The organism is Ensifer sp. VA4 (genome assembly GCF_055710065.1).
Genome location: NZ_JBVQPO010000023.1, coordinates 1 through 22151 on the forward strand (window position 1 = coordinate 1; position 22151 = coordinate 22151).

Here is a 22151-nt window from a genome sequence, read left to right on the forward strand (position 1 = left end):
GCCGCCCCACAGGCTGGTGTAGTCCAGCGTGACCGTATCGGCGAACGCGGCGCGCACGCGGTCCCATTGATGCCGATCGGCGCCAGCCGCTATGTCAGTGATGACATCAATGATCGCGGCGCGGTCCGTGGCGAGCGGTTGATCAGGACGGTTACGTTCTTGACGAGATCGTCCAGACCCGCCGCAACACCAAGGTCGCCAAGCGATTGCTGACCCGGCTGCTGAAGAAACAGGGTATGATGCCGAAGCGTATGATCACTGACAAGTTGCGCTCCTCTGGGGCCGCGAGACGCCAGGAATGCCGGAGGTCGAGCACCGCTCCCATAAAGGCCTGAATGGCCGGGCCGAAAATTCGCACTTGCCGTTTCGGAAGCGGGAGCGAACACGGCAAGGCTTCCGGTCGATCGCATCGCCGCAGCGGTTCGTTTCGATCTATTCGCCTGTCCGCAATCTTTTCCTTCCCTCCCTTTCCAGCCGTCCCGCACATTACATTCGAGCCCACCGTCTTCAGGCCATCGCAGAATAAACGGCCGTAGCGATACGAACCGCCTGAAAAACGGCAAATGGCTTCGTGCGTCAACGCTTCAAACGTGACAGCACCTATCCGTTAAATGTCGTTATACGTTTGGCGTTGCTTGGATCGGCCGGGAAGTACGCGAGCTTCCGATCGCGTCGCGAACATGATGGCTGCGCATGCCCATCGCGGCATAGATCAAGGCGTAGAGGCCGATGACCACCACCCCGACCCATTCAATACGGAAAGGCGTGAACTGGTATGCTAAAACCAAAACAACCTGAATGAAGAAATGCAGCAGGTAATAGCGTTGGCGACCCAATCGCTCGACACCCCAGTTCAGATTGCGGCTGTACAACCGGATCAGCGAATCCAGTGAATTGACGACAAAGATGACGCCGACCATGACCATGAACCAGTTCAGCCAATCTGGAATCGCGATGCGCCGGTCGAAGTAGATGTAAAGTACGCAGAACCAGATGCCGAGTGGTATTGCCGGCAGGATGACCATCGCTCCGGCAAGCTTCCAGGCCCGCAACCCTCCGACGAACCCCGATACGAACTGGCCGATCATGATGCTCCAGGAGAACCACCAGAAAAGGTAGAACTCGTGGTACGAGCTAATCGGGCTAACGAAACGATGCAGATTGGTGAAATACTCGGACAGTTGTAGCAGATTTGCCCCAAAGGCGGAGAGCCCGTTTCGCTGTGGAAGTAGGCAACAGCAACCAGTGCTACGAACATCAGAATCCCAAACATCCAGGTTGACAGGATTGCCAGCCATTTCATGAAGTTAACGTCCGAACTCGAATGAACCGAAATCATGATCACGGCAATGGCCAGCAGCCAGCGGGCCCATACCGGCAGCGCAGGGATGTAGCTCGGAAGCGCTGTGAGAAAGAGATAGCAGGTGAAAGCGCATGTCGCGATGATTGTAAGGTTGTACACCCACTTCACCGAAGGGGTTTCAAAGATCTTTAGCTTCGGCTCCAGTATAACGAAATAGAAGGTCGAGAGAAAATACATCATCCAGACAAGAGGCCCCCACATCCCGAACTCGATGGAAAGCGGATTGGCAAAACCGTATGCCTCTTCACCGGCATACATTGGAAACTCTGTCAACGGTAACATCACCAGACCCATGTCCAGGCCTGCGGTAAATAGAAGTGAAACAAGTGTAAATGTATTGACCGGTGTTGGCCCTAGGCAGTTGACGTTTCCCCAGCGAAAAATCACGAAAACGGCACTAAGTAAAACAACAAGATAGGCAGCACTAATAATCAGGCTCATTTATTTTGTTCCCCTTCATGAGTGAGTTGTGGACACAATATGCATGCACGTTCACGCGTCGGCGCTCCTCACTTGAGGGCGTCGTTACTGCCATGGGGTTTCCTCGGTATTTTCGCGCGGCACCTTGAGAGAGCCGTCAATTTTTTCATTTGTCGCGACAGTTCGCGTCGGCAGTGTCTAGGCGCTGCCCGCTTAATGGAAAAACTCATACGCAAAAGTTCATGCCTACATATAGTGGAGGCTGCAAAAGCGGCGCCCGCTTCGCGCCTCTGCATGTATCAAATGCGACGTGGTCTTGGCGCTCTGGCATTTGATTTTGACAAGGCGAGAATACTCGGATCCCCAAAAACTGGACCGTTTTTGATTGGAGTTTTCCGACCACGGACTGTCTGCGATCCTGGGTTCACTTCATAGCTTCGAGGGGCGGTGACCTGCCACTGGACATCTGTGGAAACCCCCGCAAGTGCGAGGGGATTTTTCCAGGCACCGTAATTGCGCGTAGTCGGGTGCTGACCTCTGTCCGGCCTCTGTTGCGACTATCTGGATGCCTCAACAAAGGCGAAAGCCGTCATACCCTTGCCCGCGCGGTCTTTCTCCACCAGCTGGGCGAGTTGCGAATCGCGCCGCTGAAACCATGGCCTACCGGCCTCGGGCCTCAACCTCGTCGTCAACGCGATCATCCTGTGGAACAGGGGTTCATGCGAACGCTTTCGCTTCCGAGGAGGAGGGGGCGGCGAACGAAACATTGCATTGGACCCGGCACGACCTCTCTGCCGACAATTATTCTCGCTTCGCCTGCGGTTGGATGGAGAGCGGAGCCACGATCATTGGCGGCTGCCGTGGCATTGGCGCGTCGCACATACGGTGTGTTCCTTCACGGCTAATCGCGGCGAAAAAGAGTCGTCCTCACAGGGTAACTGAATAGCCATTGCCGCCAGGCGGCCGTCACGGATGCATTCGACGATTTCGACGGACTCGAGGAAGAGAAACTGAGCGGTAGAAGATGATCTCCGCTTCGAAAGCGCCCAGGAACGATCGCGATATTGTAAACGTCGCTTTTGCCGTGGGTTGAAGTCCACTCGCGCGGGTTCGGCGGGCGAGCGACATTCTATGTTGCTTCGGTTTCGGTCTCGTAGTGCGTGAGGATTTCCGCGCCGGTGGCGATCCAAACGTCGTCACGCGCGGCGATCTCGCTGAGGAAGTCGCGCAGAATTCGCCACCGCATCGGCCGGCCGGAAACCTGCGGATGCAGGACAAGCGTGCTCACCCCGCCCCACTCGTGGGTTCCGGCAAACTCCTCGCGCCAGATGGGTAGGATAGCGTCCCGCCCGAAGAGCGGGCGCGCATCCAGCCGACCCGTCATGCCGAAATTCCAGTCGTCAAACGCATAATTAACGGGGATTTCAACCAGACCGGGCCGGCCATCGGCGAGGTGATGGCGGTAGGGGCGAATATCGTCGCGAAAAGAGCTCGAATAGCGCAGACCGCGTTCGGCGAGATAGGCGAGCAGTTCCGGGAAATTCTCGCCGGATGGCGCACGGTAGCCGATGGGCGTCACTCCGAGCCGGGACTTCAGCGCTTCGATGCCGCGGTCGATCTCCTCTTTTGCATCGTCGAGCTTGTTGCGATCCGGACATTTGTGCAGGTAGCCGTGATGGGCGATCTCGTGCCCGGCAGTGACAATCGGTTCACACGCGGCGGTATGGGCCTCGGCAGTCCAGCCGGGAATGAAGAAGGTTGCCTTGAGGTTCAGCATGTCCAGCAGTTCGAGGATCTTTGCTATCCCGACCCGGGCGTCGTAGCCGCCCAGCGAGGTCGTCACCATCCGGTCGACATTGGCGTGATTGTTGCCGATCCAGGCAGTCTCGGCGTCGACGTCGAAGCCGATGAACAGGGCGCTTTTCTTGCCGTGCGGCCAGTCAAAGATGGGGGCTGGCGGCGCCGGATTGAGCGGGCGGGGGCTGAGATCATAGGTCATGAAATTTGCTTCTCAGATAAAGAACGGCGCTTCGGGTTCGTCCGAGACCAACAGTTCGGGTAGGCCCCGGCAGTCCGCCCATCCTTCCAGCGCGCCGACGAAATCGGCGAGAACAGCGACGCGCGCTGCCGGCAGGGCCATCGACGCGAGGCTGTCGAACTTGGCGCGGATGGCGACGTCGCTCATTGGCCGCTCGCTGGAGCCGGTGGCGCGCGGCACCATCGCCGTCCTGGTTTCGCCATCAGTGAAAGTGACGGTCACCTCCGGCTCGGCCATTTGCGGTATATGCGGATCGGGATGGAAGCGGATGCGGTCGAGAGCAACGGCGAGGCGCGAGTCTCTGCGGGCAGCGGCAGAATACTGTTCGAGGTCGACGCGACCGAAGACGACGAGCGCCGCTAGCGCATAGCCGAGGCTCATTTGCGCGCCCGCAAGCGTTTCCAGTCGCACCCGGCCGCACATGTCCATCAGGAAGGAGCTGAGGCGAAGATCGATCCTCGCGATGTCGGCGGCAGTGCGGCCGGTCTCGGAGAGGATGTCTCCGACCGCGTCGATGGCGGAATGCGCGCCGCGGCAGGCGGCGTAAGGTTTGAGCGAGGCCCGTTCGACCTTCCAGTTCGTTCCAAGCCCGGCGGAGAGTTCGGTCGGCTGGCCGGCATCCCGGACATAGGTGCGGAAGAAGCCGCCCCAGACGTCCTCGAAGACCTGCGAGGGCCCGGAAAAGCCGGCGGCGGCGAGATCGGTGGCGAGCAGTCCGCCTTCGGCGGCCCGGCCGGCATGGACTTTCTTCGCCTGGCTACCGTCGTGATTGAAGGCCCAGAGGCCGGAGGAAAAGCTGGTGGCCAACGTCAGGGCGTGGCGAAATAGGGCGCTGTCATAGCCGCGCAACCGAGCGACCGCCGCCGCGGCGGCGAGCGTGCCGCAGGTACCAGTCGAATGCCAGCCTGCGCCATTGTGCACGCCGTAGCCGCCCGAGGCGTCCAGCACACGGCGGCCGACCTCGTAGCCCGCCGTCAGCGCGCAGAGCAGGTCGCCGCCCGAGACCGGCTCATGGCAAGAGGACAGAGCCGCTATCAGCGCGGGCAGGATGACGGCGCCCGTATGGTCGCAGCCTCCGGAATCGTCGAGTTCGAAGACATGGGCGGCAACGCCGTTGGCGAGCGCCGCATCGCGCGGACCGGTCCGCTGCGGCGAGGCCAGAAGCGGTACCGTTCCTCCCGGTGCGGCAAGCGCACGTACCTTGCGGAATTCGACGGAGCGGGTGCCGGCGAGCGCGGCGCCGACCGTATCCAGAAGGTGGGATTTGGTGCGGGTGGCGACCCTGTCCGGCAGATCGGCAGGGACAAGGCGGGCGCAAAAATCGGCAAGCGCTTCGACATGCGGCAGCGCTTGCAGGCCGCTCTGGACTGCATCAGGTGTCATGATGTCCTCGTTTGAGAGGCGAGGGGAGGGCCCGACAGACCCGCCGGGCCGTCCCCGCGATTATTCTGCGGCTTCGCCGTTGATCATCACGCCGTCGAGTGTGCTGGCGGCGAGACCATATTTTTCGAAGATCGTCTTATATTCGCCGGAAGCCATGACGGCCTTCAGGGCGCCGGCAATCGCGTCGCGCAGCTCGGGCGTCTGCTTGGAGAAGCCGATGCCTTGATAAACTTCGGTAAAGGGCTCGCCGACGATGGCGTAGGTGTCCTTTTCAAGCTGCAGCAGGTAGGGCAGGGTTTCCGACCCCTGGACCGCGCCGTCGAGGCGACCCTGCTTCAACTGGGCGCGGGCATCGGCCGAGCCTTCCGTACCGACGATAACAAGCGCCGGCTTGCCGTTGGCTTCGCAATTGGCGGTGCTCCACTTCTTGGCCTCATCCGGGAAGGAGGTGCGACGGCTCATGCCAACGGTCTTGCCACAGAAGTCGGTGAGTTCCTTGAATTCATCCTTGCGTTTGGCCGAGGTATAAAACTGCGCGCCGGAACTCATATAGTCGACAAAGTCCATGGTCTCGCGCCGTTTGGGCAGGTCGCTCATGCCGCTCAAGACAAGGTCGGCGCGGCCGGTGTTCAGCGAAGACACCATTTGTTCGAAGCCGATCTCGGACCATTCGATCTCGGTGCCGAGCTGCTTGGCCAGCGCCTTGCCAAGCTCGATGTCGACGCCCATCAGTTCGTTCGTCGCCGGGTCGCGATATTCCATCGGCGGATAATTCGGCGTGTTCGCCACCACAAGCTTGCCCGCGGATTTGTATTTCTCCGGCAGATCCTGTGCGTGAGCGGTAAAGGCGAACAGGCACGTCGAGGCGGCCAGAATTGCTTTTTTCATCTTAGTTCCCATCCTGTCGGTTTTTTTGCGGTTATCGTTGCACTGCCTTGAGGAAATCGGCGGTGCGGGGGTTGTCGGGTTGGGTCAGGACCCGCGCCGAAGGGCCGTGCTCAATCAGCCGTCCGCCGTCCATGAAGGCGACGGTGTTGCTGACGTTGCGGGCAAAGCCCATTTCATGGGTGACGACGATCATCGTCATGCCGGAGGCGGCGAGATCGTTCATCACATCGAGCACTTCGGCCACCAGTTCGGGGTCGAGTGCGGAGGTCGGCTCGTCGAACAGGATGAGCGAGGGGCGCATGCCCATCGCGCGGGCGATGGCGACCCGCTGCTGCTGGCCGCCGGAAAGCTCCGCGGGATAGTTGCCGGCCTTGTCGGCGAGGCCGACGCGTTTCAGGAGTTCCATCGCGTGTTCGCGCGCTGCCTTAGCGCTTTCGCCCAGAACCTGGACCGGCCCTTCGATCACGTTTTCCAGCGCCGTCTTGTGCGGGAACAGGTTGAAGCGCTGGAAGACCATGCCGATGCTGCGGCGCTGGCGGGCGATTTCCACGTCGCTCAGCTCATAGAGCTTGTTGCCGTCCCGGCGGTAGCCAATGAGCTCGCCATTGGCCCAGATCGCACCAGAGTCGATGCGTTCCAGAAGGTTGATGCAGCGCAGCAATGTGCTCTTGCCGGAGCCCGAAGGGCCGATGATGCAGCTCACCTCGCCCTTGCGCACTTCCAGACCCACCTCGTGGAGTGCCTTGAATGTGCCGAACCTCTTGCAGACGTCAACCGCCTTGACCAGGATTTCGCTTGTCATGTGCGCCCCCTTCAGATCGTCGTGCGACCGCGGGTGCCGCGGGCGTAGTAGCGTTCGATCCGGGATTGGATCAGGGATAGGACGGTGACGATCGCGAGATACCAGAAGCTTGCGACCATCAGCAGCTCCAGCACGCGAGTGTTGGCGTAGTAGATCACCTGCGCATTGTGCAGGATCTCCGAATACTGGATCACCGAGGCGAGCGAGGTGAGCTTGACCATGCTGATCACCTCGTTGCCAACAGGCGGAACCATCACGCGCATGGCTTGCGGCAGCACGATGCGGCGCAGCGTCTGCATTCCCGTCATGCCGATCGTCCGAGCGGCTTCGTACTGGCCGGCGTCCACGGACAAGAGGCCGCTTCGCACGACTTCCGAGGTATAAGCGCCCTGCTGAATGCCGAGGCCGAGCATGGCGGCAATGAAGGGCGTCATGACCTCGACGGTGTTGAATTCGAAGAGGCCCGGAATGCCCATCGTCGGGAAGATCAGCGCGAGGTTGAACCAGAGCAACAGCTGCAGGAGCGCCGGCGCGCCACGAAAGATCCAGACATAGACGAGCGCGATGTATTCGAGCACCGGGTTGCCGGAAATGCGCATGATCGCGATGAGGACGCCGAGCGCGATGCCGAGCGACATCGCCGCGACCGTCATCAGCAGCGTATTCCAGATGCCCTGGATGATCACCGGGGCGAACAGGAACTGGCCGACGACCGGCCATTCGATCTGGCCGACGACGAAGGCGCGGATCAGGAGCGCCACCAGGAAGAGCACGATGGCGGCGAAGACCTTGCGTCCCACATGCTTGCGCGGGACGAGTTGGAGATGGGCGATATCATGGGCATCGCGGCTGGAATGGGGAAGGGGCGTGTCGGTCATGATTCCGCTCCCGTTAAGGGGAGAAGGGCAATACCCGAGAGGTTTTGTTCGGCCCAGGCACGCTGCTTTTTGCAGGTCTCGGCGAAGGCCGCAATCTGCTCGCGCACGCGGGCGGGAGCGGTTCCCCCCTGGCCGAAACGTTCGGCGAGCGCCCGGGCTGGGTCGATCACCTTAAGCACAGCCGGGGTCAACGCCTCGTCGATGTTCGGCAGGTCGGTCTCTGTCAGCCCGTCAAGGTCCATGCCGCGCTCTTCGCAATAGCGCACAGTCGCGCCGGAGATCTCGTGGGCATGCGAGAAGGGAATACCCTGCCGCACCAGCCAGTCCGCCACTTCGGTCGCTAGCGTGAAGCCGCGTGGCGCATCGGCCGTCATGCGCTCGGTGTCGAAGGTCAACGTCGCGACCATGCCGGCGAAAGCGGGCAGGATCAGGTCGAGAAGATCTATCGTCTCGAAAAGGGCGCGCTTGTCCTCGGCTAGGTCGCGGTTGTAAGCGAGCGGCATCGCCTTGAGTGTGGCGAGCATGCCGGCAAGATTGCCGATCATCGTGCCGGACATGCCACGCGTTAGCTCGGCGATATCGGGATTCTTCTTCTGCGGCATGATTGACGAGCCGGTCGAGTACGAATCGTGCAGCCTCACCCAGGCGAACTGGCGCGAGGCCCAGATGCAAATCTCCTCTGATAGGCGCGAAAGGTTCACACCCAACATCGCCGTGACGAACAGGAACTCCGAGACCACGTCGCGGCTCGCGACGGCATCAATGGAATTCTCGCAGGGACGGGCGTAGCCGAGATCGCGCGAAGAGCTTTCGGTGTCGCGGGCGAAAGCCGAACCGGCGAGCGCAGCGGCGCCGAGCGGCGAACGGTCGAAGCGACGGTCCCAGTCGATGAAGCGCTCGATGTCGCGGCTGAGTGACTGCGCGTGGGCCATCAGGTGATGGCCGAGCGATATCGGCTGAGCCGGCTGAAGATGGGTGAAGCCCGGCATGACCGTTTCGATATGCGCTTTCGACTGCGTGGCGAGTGCGTCCTGCACCGTAAGGACCAGCTTCACCAGTCGACGCGCCGTGCGGCGAAGGTAAAGGCGCGTATTGTTAGCGGTCTGGTCGTTGCGCGAGCGGCCGGCGCGCAGCTTGCCGCCAAGGGCTCCGAGCCGTTCGATCAGCAAGCGCTCATGGAAGGTGTGTAGGTCCTCATCCGAGGCTTTTGGCTTCTCGCGGCCGGCTGCGACATCGGCCGCGATCGTATCGAGCGTTTGCAGCATCCGCGGCAGTTCGTCCTCGCTCAGCACGCCAGCGCGTGCGAGTTCACGCGCATGGGCGCGAGACCCGGCGATGTCTTCAGGGGACAGGCGGAAGAAACTTGGATTGCTTCGCGAAAGCGCGGCGAGTTCCGGAGATGGACCGCTGGAAAAGCGGCCTCCCCAAAGCGACGTCGCTTGTTCTGTCATGCTGGTCTCCTCGGTAAGTAAGTTCCCGAGCAAAGGTTGCCTTTTAGAGACCGCTTGCACAAACGCGAAAAAGCGATAGCGTTATGACGAAACCGACTAGCCCCCTTGCCGGAGAATGTTCTTGGTTCATACCTCAGTGCCGCTGCCTTCGATGACCGCCCTTCGCGTAGTGCTGGCGATTGCGGAGCGAGGCTCTACGACAGCGGCTGCCGAAAGCATCAACCTTTCGCAAAGCGCCGTCAGTAAGCAGCTGCTGACCCTGGAAAACCTTCTCGGTGCGCAGATGTTCATGCGAAAGCCGTCGGGCATGGTGCCGACGGACCTCGGGCGGATTTATCTTGAACAGGCACAGGTGGCGATCAAGGCGATGGAGGAGGCCGCTTTCAGGGCGGCGAGCCTGCAGCCGGATTCCCATACGCTCAGGCTAAAGGTGCTGCCCATCCTTGGCGATCGCTGGCTTTTGCCACGCTTTTCAGATTTCAATCAGAAGCACCCGGATATCGACGTCCAGTATACCACTTTCGCGACCGACAATCCCGCGGTTCAGCCGGACGCAGTGTTCCGCTTCGGCCGTGGACCGTTCGCGAACGAACACTCGATCTACCTTTTCGGCGAAGATGTCCGGCTCGTGTGCGCACCCGCCTACCTCGCGCGCTTCGGCTCCTGTGAAACTATCGAGGATGCCGCGCGCGGTATCATCATCGAACATCCGGGTACCCCGTTGCGCTGGATCGACCTTGTTGCGGAGCATGGGACACCGGAGCTTGAGCCACAGGGCGTCATGCGATTTGACTATTATACGCTGGTGCTGCGTGCCGCTATCTCTGGGCAGGGTATGGCCCTCGTTCCGCCGCAGCTCGTCGAGGAGGAACTGAGGGCCGGAAGCCTCGTCAATCCTGGCGGAATTGGATATGTATCCAAGGTCGCCTACTGGTTCACCACTCCAACGGACCGCAAGCCTTCTTCTGCGTTGAAGGCGTTCCAGCGTTGGCTGATGACGCAGGTGGAATAGGGAAGCGCACGATGGAAAAGGTGACAATACGGCATGCGATCCAGGCCGATGCGGACGCAATCGCGCATTTCCACGTGCGGGTCTGGCGACAAACCTACCGCGAGCTTGCTCCAGCCGAGATTTACGCCGCGCTTGATGAAAACCGTCGTCGCAACACCTGGCGCGAAACGCTCTCAGCGAATAATCCCGACCAGATCGTGCTTCTCGCCGAATTGGAGGGAATGCTGGTCGCGATCGGCGCTGCCGGCGCACCCTCAGCTGAAATCTTTGGTGACTTGGGCGAGATCAAGAACCTCTACGTCGATCCGGACCTCAAACGCCAAGGCATCGGCCGCCTCTTGCTCTCAAAGCTTGCTTCGCATTTACGGGAGAGAGGGTTCCCCGGAGTCGGCCTGGGCGTGGTCGATGGCAACGTGCCTGCCATGGCTTTCTACGAAGCACTTGGTGGCAAGCGGATCGGCGAATATACGGATCACGGTCCGATCTGGCGCTCCCAAAATATCGTCTTCGCGTGGCCCGAGAATGTGGGGCTTTGACGCTCGCTGCATCAGCGTGAACCGAAACTCATCCGCAAACCATCGCACTGTGAACCGCTGCCCTCGTTGTGTGCGTTGGCAGTTGGATAATGTATGACTGGAATGTTTTCGGTTGCAGTCGGCGGCGGTGAGCAAAAGCTCGCGAGCTTCTCGGTTCACCGATCACGTCCCGGCGCGGGTGCAAGGCCTGCGCGGTGACGCTCCACGACTTCATCGATTGCACGCTTGCTTGGCACGACCGTGTGCCCTTCCACGGCGGACAAGAGGTCCCAAAGGTGTCTGGTCATCCAGTGTTGCAGGGTACCGCCCGCCAATTTGAGTGACGAGCGTTGATCAAAGTCGAATTGCCGTCCACCACGAGCCAGAGTCCGTTCCCCAAGGCACGAACGGTGAGCGGTTTCCGTTTCCCCTGATTGCATTTCGACGCTGTCTGCATATGCCGGTTTGCATTGACGATGCCTCTTTCACGCATACGCGCGTTAACGAGCTGGTCGAGCGGAATGAACAGGTGAGCTTCGCCGAGATCAAAGTAAAGCGAGGGGTCATCCGGAAGCGTAGCGAGCGCCGCGGCGATTTCCTGGCTCAGCTCAGTCTCCCAGACCGCGCCGTCCGACCGAAGAGTTAGATATCTTGCTGACATTTTCGTCATCTTTCGCGCATTGGTCTTAAGGGAATTAGCGTCTCCTGAAATAAGTCCATACTTTCTGGCTCTTTTGACTGGTTCGGACCATCGCGCCATCAACGGACATATGATGGCCGACGGCGCAGATGTCGCAAGCTAGCAGCGATCATCACAGCTACGAAATCCGAAATTTCGCTCGGCCTCGTCAGGCGCTTATTGCTTTTTGGCATCCCTGCCTTCCTCGCATAGCGAGGATCCAGAAGTTGTAAGGCACCGCGCCAGAAAGCCGCTGCTGTCGGATTCGCTACGTTAGATTTCGGGGTATAGGCCCAGATTGGTGATCCGAGCGAGTTTTGCGCTCCGTAGTTATTGGGTGGAACGTGGGCAGCCGACGCGCACCAGAACGCGGTCAGATCCTGCGATGTCCTCCGCGACGCGCCGGATGAACTCGTCGCCGCCGGGGGCGTTGACCATTCCTTCAATAACGACGCCGTTTCCAAGCACCCTGAAGCAAAGGTTAGTCGTGTCAAAGGGTGCTTCCGCCGCCAACGCGTCCTTAATGGAGGCGATCAGACCCGAGGCATCCGAACCCTCGCCACCTCGGCAGTCAAGTTCTGGTGGGATCAGAATCATCGCTGGAACTCCTATGGAATTCCAACTCGTTTTATGCGGAGTTGTTCCTATTGGAGGATGCTCGTTCGCCTAAGAAAACGGCCCCGAAAGGCGACAACGGGGCCAAGTGCGTTATCCGGGCTCCAGTGGGGGAAGGGGAGATCAGAGCCCGCCGATGACCCCGCATCATGATCACCGACATCTAATAAACCGGCATTGGCACGCAATGTTCCTTCAGAACTCCCGACGTCGATATCAGGGCGTTTCCCTGGGAGGTTGGCCGCCACGTCCACCAGCATGAGCGGTTCGGCCCTGTAGGCGTAGCAGGCCACCTGAGAGACGTCGAGTTCAAGCCCGGTCTTCGCCGCGAGTTTTACGGCAGGTGTTCGTCCGCAGCCTTGTAATGGAAGCGATGGGCTCGTGGCGATCGCGCCGAATGGCGTGCGACTGCCGCGGCTCTCGATCATCCTGCCGCTCAGCGCGATCGAGGGATCGCGGTACGGGTAGCCGTCTCGCGGTACCAAGCTGCAGCGCTAACGGGATGATTGGAACCCGGGCGAGGCTTTGTCAGATTCTTGAGGAGGGCTATTTCGTAAATGTCGTTCTCATCGGGTTTCCTGCACCGCCAGAACCGCCGATTACTCTATGGCTCGATACTCAGCGAGACATGCCCGCAGACATCTCCGACTGCCGCACTGTCACCTGATGCTTGTCACGGTTGAAGCAAGGCAAACCGCATCGTCGGTAAATCGCGGTTCACGTGTTTCCTCAGGGTTGGCATTCTGTCGTAGCCAATAGTATTCACGCGTTCCTGATCTGGTCGACGGCGGTCGCCAATAGTTCGTCCATAACGCCGCGAATTTGATGATCGGACTTGTCGACGCCAGCTGCGTCGAAATCGGCGCGTACTTTTCGGAATACGTCGTTGTCTCCGGCTTCCTCGAAGTCCGCGCGCACCACGTCATTCGCATAGGCGTCGGCGTCCGCGCCGGCTTTGCCGAGCTGTTCAGCGGCCCATAGACCGAAGAGTTTGTTGCGGCGTGCCATGGCCCGGAACTTCGATTCCTCGTCCATCGCGAACTTCTTTTCGAAGCCTTCTTGGCGGTCTCTCATGCTATTCATGGTTTGGCCCTCGGTTCAGGTGCGAGTTCTGACTTTCGTCCGAAATTCGCCAGATAACCAACTAGCAAATACTTTGTAATTAGCCAGACGAAACTCAGAGTGGCGCGAACTGGCACGATTGGCAACACCGGACCCCTTGTTTGCGAGATCGATCAGCTCCCAGTCCCATTTTGGGGTGCCTATTCGACATCAATGTTCGACAAGTGCTAGGGCGATCATATCAAAATGCTCTGCGAGATCGGATCGCCGGGCTGCACCTGCCTGCAGCGAATATCATGCAGTCGATTCCCGCCCGTTTTAGCATCGGCTCCCTCTGCGCTATCGTCGAAACGGGAGGCTCAACCAAAACGCCTTGGCTATCTGGGGCAGTGAGGTTAGTCGACTGGGGGCGTTTCGGAAGATTGTTTCGCCCGCTCGGCACTAACAAGCGGGCCCGTAAACGTTGCGACGGGGGTTTTCGTGACCAATCGATCTTTGATCGACAAGACACTGTCGAAGAATTCGCCGCCGGTTGACGATTTAGGCGGCGCGACTGTGTGCATCACGCTGATTACGGTCGCGTCGGCACATTGGGTGCGGATTGCGCCGTAAAGGGCTATTCGAGATGGAATGTCCAGGGAACTGGTTGGCTCGTCTAAAAGTAATATTTGGGGACGCAGCAAAAGAATTCTCGCCAAGATGAGCTTCTGCTTTTGTCCGCCGGAAAGAGCTTGATCCCACGTTTGATCGTCGCGGCCCTCCTTTGCAAGATCACAGATGAGATCATCAAGCCCGGCCCTAGACAGCGCCGTTGCAACTTCGGCGTCGGAGTAAGATTCTGGAGGATCCGGGAGGCAGATCAATTCCTTCAGCGGCGTTGGTTGGAGTTTGACCTCCTGTGCAGCATAGAGAAGCCGCACATTCCGAGGCAGACCAATTGTCCCACTTCCATGCGGCCAAAGTCCGTTGATTGCTTTCAGTAGCGAAGACTTGCCGCATCCGGACTCTCCTACAAGCAAGGTCCATTCACCTGGTCCGATACGAAGACGTCCCGTTGAAAGAAAGGGCTCGTCGTCACCCGGATGCATCAGTTCGATATTGTTCAGGACCACGCCCAAGCGCCGATCGTGTCGCACGTACCGCAACTCGGAGCGCCCGGTGCGTGCGTGGAATGCACGAGGATCCTGTGCGTCCTCGATCGCATGCGCGAGTTCAGTTATACGCGCAGCGTTTGCTCGCAGCCTTGCTATGTCGGGCATGACGTGAATGAACCACGAACAGTCTCTGATGACCGCGTTGGCGAGCTCCGCTCCGGTAATGTACGACTGCAGAGTGATTTTGCTTTGCGCGTAGGGCAAGAGACCAGGTGCGTAGGCGACGATGCGTGAAGCGAAGAAATCGTAAACCAGTTCGAAACCCATATAGGCAGAGCTAAGAATATTCAGGCTCGCCCATGTCCGATCGATGTTGCGATATCGCCGTCTGTGGACCCGGTTTTGGGATTCCTCGCCATCAGCGGCTGCGATATGGAAGCCGCGGTTGATGAAGGTAGCGAGCGCATGACGGTAGCTACCCTCGGCCCACTGCATTCTCACGTCCAATTTCTGTTGGATCGCGCCAAGCTTTATGGCCAGGAAAGTGTTAAGAGGCACGTACGCAGCGACTACGGCGATTGTTAAGAGTGCACTGGCGTAACTGCCCAGAAACTCTAGTCCACTGATTTCGGTGGAAGTGGCAATAATTTTGCCGCCCACGAAATAGAGCGACAGAACGACCCCGGCCACCCCCATGGCAAGTCCGATGGCGCCGCCGGTCATACCCTTGATTGACTCTTGAATACGCTGATCGACATTGTCCGGCACCGATGCGGCCGATGGTATAGCTTCTGTGGCTCCCTGTTGGAGATGAAAGTGCGTGTGATTGCGGTCGAGCAACGCTTCGTTGAAACGCTCATCGAGCCAGGCACGCCATCTTCGGTGAAGGCTGGTTGAGAAGAAATGGCGGACTGCGATGAAGCCAACTTCCTTCAGGACGACAATCCCGACCAGCGCACCGGCGCTCGCCAGGAGCGATTGAAGCGTGGACGGGTTTTTGGGATGGTGAAGGAAAGAAATCGCGCTAAATAACTCTCCCGATGCCTCGGCGAACCAGACACTAGCCATCGCTGACAACGCCGTCAGCAGCACGATCATGGCCGCCAGTCCCCAAGCTTCTTGCCACTTCTCGGAAAACCAATAAGCAGCCATCAACCCCCAAAAACTGCGCATTGACGATACTGGCGTCAACTGCGGCCGTTTATCCGGCCTGCGCGTCCGCAAGTGCAAATTCCCCCTCAGCGCATTCTCGATTTCTTCTCCGATTCCACACTCGCACTTTTGAGCCCCAGTTCCTACCCCGAAATTCCGGAAAGCGGCATTTGTCGCCTTCGTATGGGTCACCACGCCGGAGCCCGTGTTCGTGGGTCAGAGGATAGTGTGGACAGGTCCTATCTGCACGATCGCTTCAAACGGGTGTTACCCAAGCAACGAACAATGGAGGGGGACGGACGGAGCCGTTTATCGTGTCGCGTCTATTCATAATAGTCGTGCCGCAAGGTGACTGCGCCTCTAAAAGATTGGCCAACCGGTCCTCAACAGACCCCGTAGAGCAGACGGCCCCTCCTTGCAAGAAACTCTTATGGTGGTTTTGATCGGATCGCTTGCGTTCATATGTCCGGCCTGTTGCTGCGCTCGCACATGAAGGCTGGCCAAGATGGGTTCCGCGACATGGATTCCAAACAGAAGCTCGACTTCAAAAGCCACTGTCCGCAACGAGTGTCCCACGTTTCTGATCGATCGAGCACACCATCTGCTCGTTTCTGCAAGTTCACGCATCAGATCAACGCGGTAGCTTCCAGCTTGCCGTAGTTGCCTGATTTCTTAAGCCGCACTTGCCAACTTTGGCGGCTCAGCGTTTTGGCGATAGGTTGCGCCGGTCACCATCATCTCCCAGGAAATCCGGGCGATCTTGTTGGCCAGTGCGATAGCCATGAGCTTGGGGACTTGCGCTTGAGCAATTCGACAAGCCACGGTGTAGCGTTCCTTCCGCGTCCCGCACGCAGGTGCTGCAAAACCGCGGTCGCGCCCACAACCAGTGTCTTACGCAATGCCTCATCGCCGGCCCTTGTAATGACACCAAGCCTGACCTTATCCGCAGTCGAACGGTCCCGGGCGTCAGCCCCATCCAGGCGGCAAATTGCCTTCCCGACGCAAACCACTCCGGCGCCGGCGCTTTCATCACCAAGATTACCGCGCCGATCGGCCCGACACCCGGGATTTTTGCAAGACGACGGCAGCATTCGTTATTTCGATACCAGGCCATCAGTTTTGCCTCCAATTCCTTCCGGCGCTCATCTAACTGCGCAAATTCGCCAGCGATAGATGCAAATGGATCGCGTTCCAGTGCTGGAATGGTTTCGTCAATCAGGATCCGTTCAAGCGGCGGCTGTTCATTGACAGATCAGGAGCGGGTAGCTTTCGACCCCATTGCCGTCGTTCAGACAGTTCTGCGTCACCCTTGAAACCGGACGCTTGCACAGGCTGCTCTCTGCGGCCATGCCAGCGCGTTGGCCGGGATGCCGGCGGCCGTAGCCGTCCATAAATCGCGACCGCCCGCGCAATAGGGATCGGACGAAGCTTCGAAAGGACTGATTAGGAGGCATCGTCGAAGTATCGATCTGATGCCGCGCGAAAATGCTGCCGATTACGGCTCGACACTGGAACTGCTGCCGGAATGGTATGTGCTCGTGGCAAAATGCGGAAAGTGCCGGCATCAGGGGCAGGTTGATCGTCGGCTGGTTGCCAGCACATGCGGATGGGGCATTCGCCTCAGACCATTGGTCAAACGCTCAAATGCTCGCGCTGCGGAAACAGGGAAAGAAGCAAACTGCTTCTTGGCAAGTTGCCCCGCGACCAAGGCGCGTCGGGATCGTTCAGGTTCGCTCCTTTTGCCCTACGTCCCTGATATTGCGTTAATTGCGAACCGCTGCGCACTCTTGCGCGACACGCTTGGCGCAACAACGCGCATCCCGAGCGGCGGAAACCCGCTTCTCGCGGCCCAACGGCGGCCGGCGCTTTGAAGTGGATCCACGCGCGACGGTCGAGGATTCAGAGTAAGGTCATTGCTTGTAAGAAGTATCTGTCTCCAATTGCTGGTACACGAAAGGCATATGTCACATCTGTTCCGAGAATTCCTGCAATTATTAACGAAAGTTATCAAGCGTGATGCGAAAGCAGGAACGGCAAATATGGAACAATTTATTAGCCGCTTCGTTGAGTTGGTGATCGAACGAAAGGATGAGATCATGAAGAAGCTTGTAATCACGGCGGCTGTTGCTGCTATAATGGCAGGCTCCGCCTTTGCTCACGACACTAATAGGGAAGCCGGTACGGCCGCAGGCATGGCCGGTGGTGCGGCAGCGGGTGCTGTCGTCGGTGGCCCGATCGGTGCCGGTGTCGGCGCCGTGGTGGGTGGCGCGCTTGGTGGAGCGCTGACGCCTCCGCCGCCGGAAGTGGTCACCTATGTCGCGCAGCAGCCGGCTCCGCCGTCTGTCGTCGTGCGGGAGCGGATCGTGGTCGGTAAGCCGATCCCGCCGGCCGTCGTCCTGACGCCGGTTCCTAAAAACCCGCGCTACGCCTATGCGGTCGTCAACCACCAGCGGGTGATCGTGGAACCGCAGTCGAGAACAGTGGTGCAGATCGTCAACTGACCCGCGCCGCAACAACCTCTCTCCTGGGGGGCAGCGTTCACGCGCTGCCCTTTTGCGGTTCCATCCGACGGTCGCGGCCAAATCAGGATCGAAGTATTGTTTCTGCGACAGCTAATATACATTTCAAATTAAATTATCCGGTATGTGGAGAATTTATTTAATGTTGCTTTGAATCGTTATTCGAATACATTCATTCAGGTTAAATTTGTTCATGATAGCGCGGGTATTGATATAATATAAATCGGTCCAAGAGGATGGCGATATGGCAAAGATCGCAGGCTCGTATTCAGACGATGTTTTGAAAGGTTCGGAGGAAACCGACTACATTTGGGGTCTTCCCGGTATCGATACGATCGATGGCGGCGGCGGCGACGATTTTGTCGATGGTGGAACTGAAAGCGACATCCTGACGAGCTCGAGCGGTTACGATCGGATCCACGCCGGTCCCGGTGATGACCAGATCACTCTCGCCGGGACCGGCGGCGCGGTTACGGGAGGCACGGGCTATGACGCTCTCGTCGTCGACTTCCCGCAAAGCGCCGACCGGATGGTCTTCAATGGCGCGGGCGGCCATGGCTATGTCGGCGACCCGAACGCCGCCAACCGGCACATCTTCTTTCACGATATCGAGTGGCTGCGGCTCTTCGCCGGCAGCGGTGACGACAGGATCATTGGGACTGACGGAGGCGATCGGATCTCGACCGGTGCCGGCAACGACGTCGTCAATGCGGGCGCGGGACACGACATCATCACCAATACGGGTGGTCACGATCGTCTCGACGGCGGCGATGGAACTGACCGCTTCGTGCTTGTCGGGACGGGCAGCACCGTCTTCGGGGGGACCGGAGACGATACGTTGGTCGTCGATCTTTCGGGATCGGCTGCTCCGGTCGTGTTCAACCTGGAGAATGGTCACGGCATCATTGGAGACGGGACGCCGGCGGAGCGGCACCTCTTCGTCCAGCATCAGGATGTCGAGCGGGTTGAGCTGATGACCGGACGCGGAAGCGACCGTGTTATGGGGAGCGCGCTTGGCGACGTCATCAAGACAGCCGGTGGCAACGATGTCGTCGATGCCGGCGCCGGCGACGACATGATCACCGACGGGTCCGGTGCCAACCGTCTTTTTGGCGGCGACGGCAGCGATGGGATCATCTCCACACTCTACTCCGCCGAGATCGATGGCGGTGCCGGCGAGGACTGGCTCGCTATCAGCGAGATGGAGCGCACGAGCGACCTCACCGTCGATTTCGCTGCCGGCAAGGTTTCGACCGGCACCGTGCTGCGCGGCTTTGAGCAGGTGAGCCTTGCGCTCGGCAGCGGCAATGACCGAGTCATCGCGGGTGATCTCGGCTCTCTCTGGGTTGATGCCGGCGCCGGAAACGATCATCTCGAAGGAGGCGCCGGACGCGACCAGTTCGATGGCGCGGAGGGAAACGACACCATCGATGCCGGCGCCGGCGACGACATGATCGAGACGGGCGCCGGCGATGACGTGGCTTTTGGCGGTGATGGCCGGGATAGGCTCGCCAATGACGGCGGCAGCGACGTGCTCGATGGCGGCTCCGGTGACGACTGGCTGCAGGACAGCGTTCCCGGCAGCGGCAGCCTTGGCGTCGCGTCGATCCTGCGCGGCGGCGCGGGCAACGACACCATCAATGCCCGTTACCTCGGTGACGCCGACGGCGGTGAAGGGCGGGATCTGTTGTCCCTCAATTATGGCGGCTTGCGTGAAGCGACGGATTTCGATGCGGCGCGCGGTGTGACCCATACCGGACTGACCTTCGCCAATGTCGAATATTTCAACATCACGACCGGGCGTTATGCCGACGTGTTGCGCGGCGCCGACGACAACGACACTTTCAATTCGCTGGGCGGCAACGATATCCTCGACGGGCGCGGCGGAAACGACGCGCTATACGGCGCAACGGAAAACGACCAGCTATTCGGCGGTGACGGTGCGGATATCCTCGACGGCGGTGCGCACAATGACCTTCTGAGCGGCGGCAACGGCGCCGATTGGCTGACAGGAGGCAGCGGCGCCGACACGTTTTTCTGGTCGTCGGAAACCTCCGGCCAGGCAGGCCTCGATCGCGTCGTCGACTTCGCCCGCTGGCAGGGCGACCGGATCGCCTTTTCCGAGGAAGCCCAGGATGCCACGGGCATTCACAGCTATGCCGATTTTCTCGCCGCCGCACATGATACGGCAGACGGCGTGTTCGTCGCCTTCAACGGTTCCGATGCCGAGGGCATTCTGATCGAGGACGTTTCGCTTTCGGTTCTGACGGAAAGCGACGTCGTCTTCGGCCTCGGCTGAGATTTCGCTGGCGTCAGGTTTCCGGGGCCTCGCTGTCGCCCCTGGTCGTTGCCTTCTCCGTCTCCGTGGTCAGGCGTCCATCGATGAGATCAACGCGCCGATCCATGCGCGAAGCCATGTCGAGATCGTGGGTGACTGCCACCACGGTCTTTCCCTGCTCGCGCACCAGCCTTTCCAGGATCTGGAACACCTGTTCAGAGCTCTTGCTGTCGAGGCTGCCGGTTGGTTCGTCGGCGAGCATCAGTGGCGGATTGTTGGCCAGCGCGCGGGCCACGGCCACGCGCTGTCGCTGGCCGCCGGAGAGCTGGTCTGGCCGTTTGTCGAGATGATCGGCAAGGCCGAGTGCCGCAAGCAGTTCGCTTGCCCTCTCGCGCATCTCGTCCCGGCCAAGACGGCCGAGCCTGCGCATGGGGATCTCGACATTCTCTCGGGCGGTGAATTCCGGCAGCAGGAAGTGGAACTGAAAGACGAAGCCGATATTGGCAAGGCGTGTAGCGGCTCGTTCGTGCTCATCCATCAGGTCCGTGTCCCGGTCGCGAATGGTGAGCGTGCCGCGGGTCGGCCGGTCAAGCAGGCCGAGCAGGTAAAGCAGCGACGATTTGCCGGAGCCGGAAGGTCCAGTGACGGCGACGAACTCGCGCTCGCCGATAACGAGCGATACATCCTTGACCAAGGTGACCGGGACCGTCTCCTCGAGGATGCGTGTGAGGCCCTTTGCTTCGACGAGCGTGCTCATGTCGCGCCCCTGATGATGTCGACGGGGTTGGCGCGGGCGGCTCGCCTTGCCGGCAGATAACCGGCGACGGCGGCCGAGCCGAGCGCGAAGGCGGAGGCGATGGCATAATGAAGCGTGCTCCAGGCGATCGGCAGCCGTGTCATTTCCTGGCCGGTCGCCGATAACTCGAAGCGGACGAGCGACAGCGCATAGACCATCGCAAGGCCGAGCGCCCAGCCGATGAGCGTGCCGGCCGTGGCGATTGCCACGCCTTCAAGCACGAACAGGATGCGCATGTCCGTCTCGGTGAAGCCGAGCGATTTCATGATGGCGATGTCACGTGCCTTTTCATGCGTGATCGTCGAGATGATGTTGAAGATACCGAAGCCCGCCACCAGCATGATCGCCGCAACGACCGTGTACATGATGACATTGCGCACGACGAGCGCCTCCAGGATCGACTCGTTCGCCTCCTGCCAGGCGACTGCCTTGTAGCCGAGCTCGGCCTCGATGCGGCGCGCTACCGGGGGTGCTGCGTTCGGATCGTTCAGCTTGATGTTGATCTCGTTGATCGCGTTCGGCCGGGCCGAGAGGATCTGCGCGTTCTTCTGCAGCACATAGGCCTCGCCTTCGTCGCGTGCAGTGGTTCCCGTGTGGAAGAGGCCGACGATCTTGAAGCGGCGGGTCAGCCCCTCCGAGGAGACCGCAGTGATCGTATCTCCAAGCCCGGCGCCGAGGCGGCGGGCCATGGTATCGCCGATCACCACATTGTTGCCGCCTGCGGCAAGGGCGGCGAAGCTGCCGGCCTTGAAGTCCCCAATGATCGGCGAGACGCGAGGCTCTGCCTGCGGATCGATGCCGATGACGGCGGCGCCGACCTCCTGACCGGAATAGCGAACGACGCCCTGCGCCTTGAGGGTCGCGGCAAAACGGCCCGGGATCCAGCCGTCAAGCCAGGAAAGCGCCGCGGTGGGATTGATGATGCCGCGGCGGTCGTCGCGTGGTCTCAGTCCGGAAATGGCGGCGGCATCGAAAAAGTCCTCCGCTGGTTGCCGCCGCGCGGTGCGCTGCTCGTCGGTCACCTGGACATGCGGCATGGTGTCGACGAGCTGGCGGACGAAATCGTCCTGGCCGCCCTGCATCAGGGCCGCCATCGCGATGGAAAAGCCGACGCCGACCGCAACGCCCAGCATCGCAACGATCGTCTGCCGGCCCCGGCCGGAGATGTGGGTCAGTGCGATGTCGAAGATGAGGCGCATGGCGAAC

20 protein-coding genes and 2 pseudogenes are annotated in these 22151 nt (G+C 60.0%); 7 read left to right on the plus strand and 15 right to left on the minus strand.

Going from position 1 to position 22151, the window contains the following annotated elements; all coding sequences use genetic code 11:
* Window positions 1-207, minus strand: a 207-nt coding sequence (locus AC0C6X_RS28105; protein WP_472956358.1) for a nuclear transport factor 2 family protein, incomplete at its 3' end; no start/stop codon positions are given.
* On the opposite strand from AC0C6X_RS28105, the pseudogene AC0C6X_RS28110 reads away from it, so the two are divergent.
* Window positions 129-526: pseudogene (locus AC0C6X_RS28110) on the plus strand (IS6 family transposase); the annotation flags it as partial. The gene AC0C6X_RS28105 and the pseudogene AC0C6X_RS28110 overlap by 79 nt on opposite strands.
* 91 nt (window positions 527-617) lie before the next feature.
* Here AC0C6X_RS28110 and AC0C6X_RS28115 read toward each other — a convergent pair.
* Window positions 618-1088, minus strand: a complete 471-nt coding sequence (locus AC0C6X_RS28115) for a hypothetical protein (protein ID WP_472956324.1) — start codon at window positions 1086-1088, stop codon at window positions 618-620.
* Entirely contained in the window at window positions 1085-1804 is a 720-nt protein-coding gene (locus AC0C6X_RS28120) for a hypothetical protein (RefSeq protein WP_472956326.1), read from the minus strand. The genes AC0C6X_RS28115 and AC0C6X_RS28120 overlap by 4 nt, the downstream gene beginning before the upstream one ends.
* Window positions 1805-2438: 634 nt before the next feature.
* Here AC0C6X_RS28120 and AC0C6X_RS28125 point away from each other — a divergent pair.
* Entirely contained in the window at window positions 2439-2729 is a 291-nt protein-coding gene (locus tag AC0C6X_RS28125; RefSeq protein ID WP_376741698.1) for a homocysteine S-methyltransferase family protein, read from the plus strand.
* 183 nt (window positions 2730-2912) lie between these two features.
* On the opposite strand, the gene AC0C6X_RS28130 is transcribed toward AC0C6X_RS28125, so the two are convergent.
* From AC0C6X_RS28130 to argH, 6 genes are read right to left on the minus strand one after another with little or no spacing between them, the layout of a single operon-like run.
* On the minus strand, window positions 2913-3782 hold the full coding sequence (locus AC0C6X_RS28130) for a polysaccharide deacetylase family protein (RefSeq protein WP_173519497.1): 870 nt from the start codon (window positions 3780-3782) through the stop codon (window positions 2913-2915).
* Window positions 3783-3794: 12 nt separating this feature from the next.
* On the minus strand, window positions 3795-5204 hold the full coding sequence (locus tag AC0C6X_RS28135) for an MmgE/PrpD family protein (RefSeq protein ID WP_173519498.1): 1410 nt from the start codon (window positions 5202-5204) through the stop codon (window positions 3795-3797).
* 60 nt (window positions 5205-5264) lie between these two features.
* Complete coding sequence (locus AC0C6X_RS28140) at window positions 5265-6092, minus strand: ABC transporter substrate-binding protein (RefSeq protein WP_173519499.1); 828 nt, start codon at window positions 6090-6092, stop codon at window positions 5265-5267.
* 31 nt (window positions 6093-6123) lie between these two features.
* Window positions 6124-6894 carry an amino acid ABC transporter ATP-binding protein gene (locus AC0C6X_RS28145; RefSeq protein ID WP_173519500.1) on the minus strand — a complete coding sequence of 257 codons (771 nt, stop codon included), beginning with the start codon at window positions 6892-6894 and terminating at the stop codon, window positions 6124-6126.
* 11 nt (window positions 6895-6905) lie between these two features.
* Entirely contained in the window at window positions 6906-7772 is an 867-nt protein-coding gene (locus AC0C6X_RS28150; protein WP_173519501.1) for an amino acid ABC transporter permease, read from the minus strand.
* Entirely contained in the window at window positions 7769-9223 is a 1455-nt protein-coding gene (gene argH, locus AC0C6X_RS28155; RefSeq protein ID WP_173519502.1) for an argininosuccinate lyase, read from the minus strand. The genes AC0C6X_RS28150 and argH overlap by 4 nt, the downstream gene beginning before the upstream one ends.
* Before the next feature lie 115 nt (window positions 9224-9338).
* Between argH and AC0C6X_RS28160 the strand changes: the two genes are divergently transcribed.
* Both AC0C6X_RS28160 and AC0C6X_RS28165 read left to right on the plus strand, forming a co-directional pair.
* On the plus strand, window positions 9339-10235 hold the full coding sequence (locus AC0C6X_RS28160; RefSeq protein WP_472956329.1) for a LysR substrate-binding domain-containing protein: 897 nt from the start codon (window positions 9339-9341) through the stop codon (window positions 10233-10235).
* Window positions 10236-10246: 11 nt separating this feature from the next.
* Window positions 10247-10771, plus strand: coding sequence for a GNAT family N-acetyltransferase (locus tag AC0C6X_RS28165; RefSeq protein WP_472956331.1), 525 nt, complete (start codon window positions 10247-10249; stop codon window positions 10769-10771).
* Between the two features lie 988 nt (window positions 10772-11759).
* On the opposite strand, the gene AC0C6X_RS28170 is transcribed toward AC0C6X_RS28165, so the two are convergent.
* The 4 genes and pseudogenes from AC0C6X_RS28170 to AC0C6X_RS28185 all read right to left on the minus strand — a co-directional run.
* Window positions 11760-12026, minus strand: coding sequence for a hypothetical protein (locus AC0C6X_RS28170; protein ID WP_173519506.1), 267 nt, complete (start codon window positions 12024-12026; stop codon window positions 11760-11762).
* Window positions 12027-12806: 780 nt separating this feature from the next.
* Window positions 12807-13127: a DUF1476 domain-containing protein gene (locus AC0C6X_RS28175; protein ID WP_173519508.1), complete on the minus strand. Its 321-nt coding sequence runs from the start codon at window positions 13125-13127 to the stop codon at window positions 12807-12809.
* Window positions 13128-13501: 374 nt separating this feature from the next.
* Window positions 13502-15352: an ABC transporter ATP-binding protein/permease gene (locus AC0C6X_RS28180; protein WP_472956334.1), complete on the minus strand. Its 1851-nt coding sequence runs from the start codon at window positions 15350-15352 to the stop codon at window positions 13502-13504.
* 672 nt (window positions 15353-16024) lie between these two features.
* Window positions 16025-16589: pseudogene (locus AC0C6X_RS28185) on the minus strand (transposase); the annotation flags it as partial.
* 235 nt (window positions 16590-16824) lie between these two features.
* Here AC0C6X_RS28185 and AC0C6X_RS28190 point away from each other — a divergent pair.
* The 3 genes from AC0C6X_RS28190 to AC0C6X_RS28200 all read left to right on the plus strand — a co-directional run bounded on the left by AC0C6X_RS28190 (window position 16825) and on the right by AC0C6X_RS28200 (window position 20170).
* Window positions 16825-17223 carry a hypothetical protein gene (locus AC0C6X_RS28190; RefSeq protein ID WP_173519510.1) on the plus strand — a complete coding sequence of 133 codons (399 nt, stop codon included), beginning with the start codon at window positions 16825-16827 and terminating at the stop codon, window positions 17221-17223.
* 264 nt (window positions 17224-17487) lie between these two features.
* Window positions 17488-17853, plus strand: a complete 366-nt coding sequence (locus AC0C6X_RS28195; protein WP_432704699.1) for a DUF1236 domain-containing protein — start codon at window positions 17488-17490, stop codon at window positions 17851-17853.
* Window positions 17854-18115: 262 nt separating this feature from the next.
* Complete coding sequence (locus tag AC0C6X_RS28200) at window positions 18116-20170, plus strand: calcium-binding protein (RefSeq protein WP_472956336.1); 2055 nt, start codon at window positions 18116-18118, stop codon at window positions 20168-20170.
* Between the two features lie 13 nt (window positions 20171-20183).
* Here the strand turns inward: AC0C6X_RS28200 and AC0C6X_RS28205 are convergent, their stop codons facing one another.
* Window positions 20184-20906, minus strand: a complete 723-nt coding sequence (locus AC0C6X_RS28205) for an ABC transporter ATP-binding protein (RefSeq protein WP_472956338.1) — start codon at window positions 20904-20906, stop codon at window positions 20184-20186.
* On the minus strand, window positions 20903-22144 hold the full coding sequence (locus AC0C6X_RS28210) for an ABC transporter permease (RefSeq protein ID WP_173519514.1): 1242 nt from the start codon (window positions 22142-22144) through the stop codon (window positions 20903-20905). The genes AC0C6X_RS28205 and AC0C6X_RS28210 overlap by 4 nt, the downstream gene beginning before the upstream one ends.
* Window positions 22145-22151 lie beyond the last annotated feature (7 nt).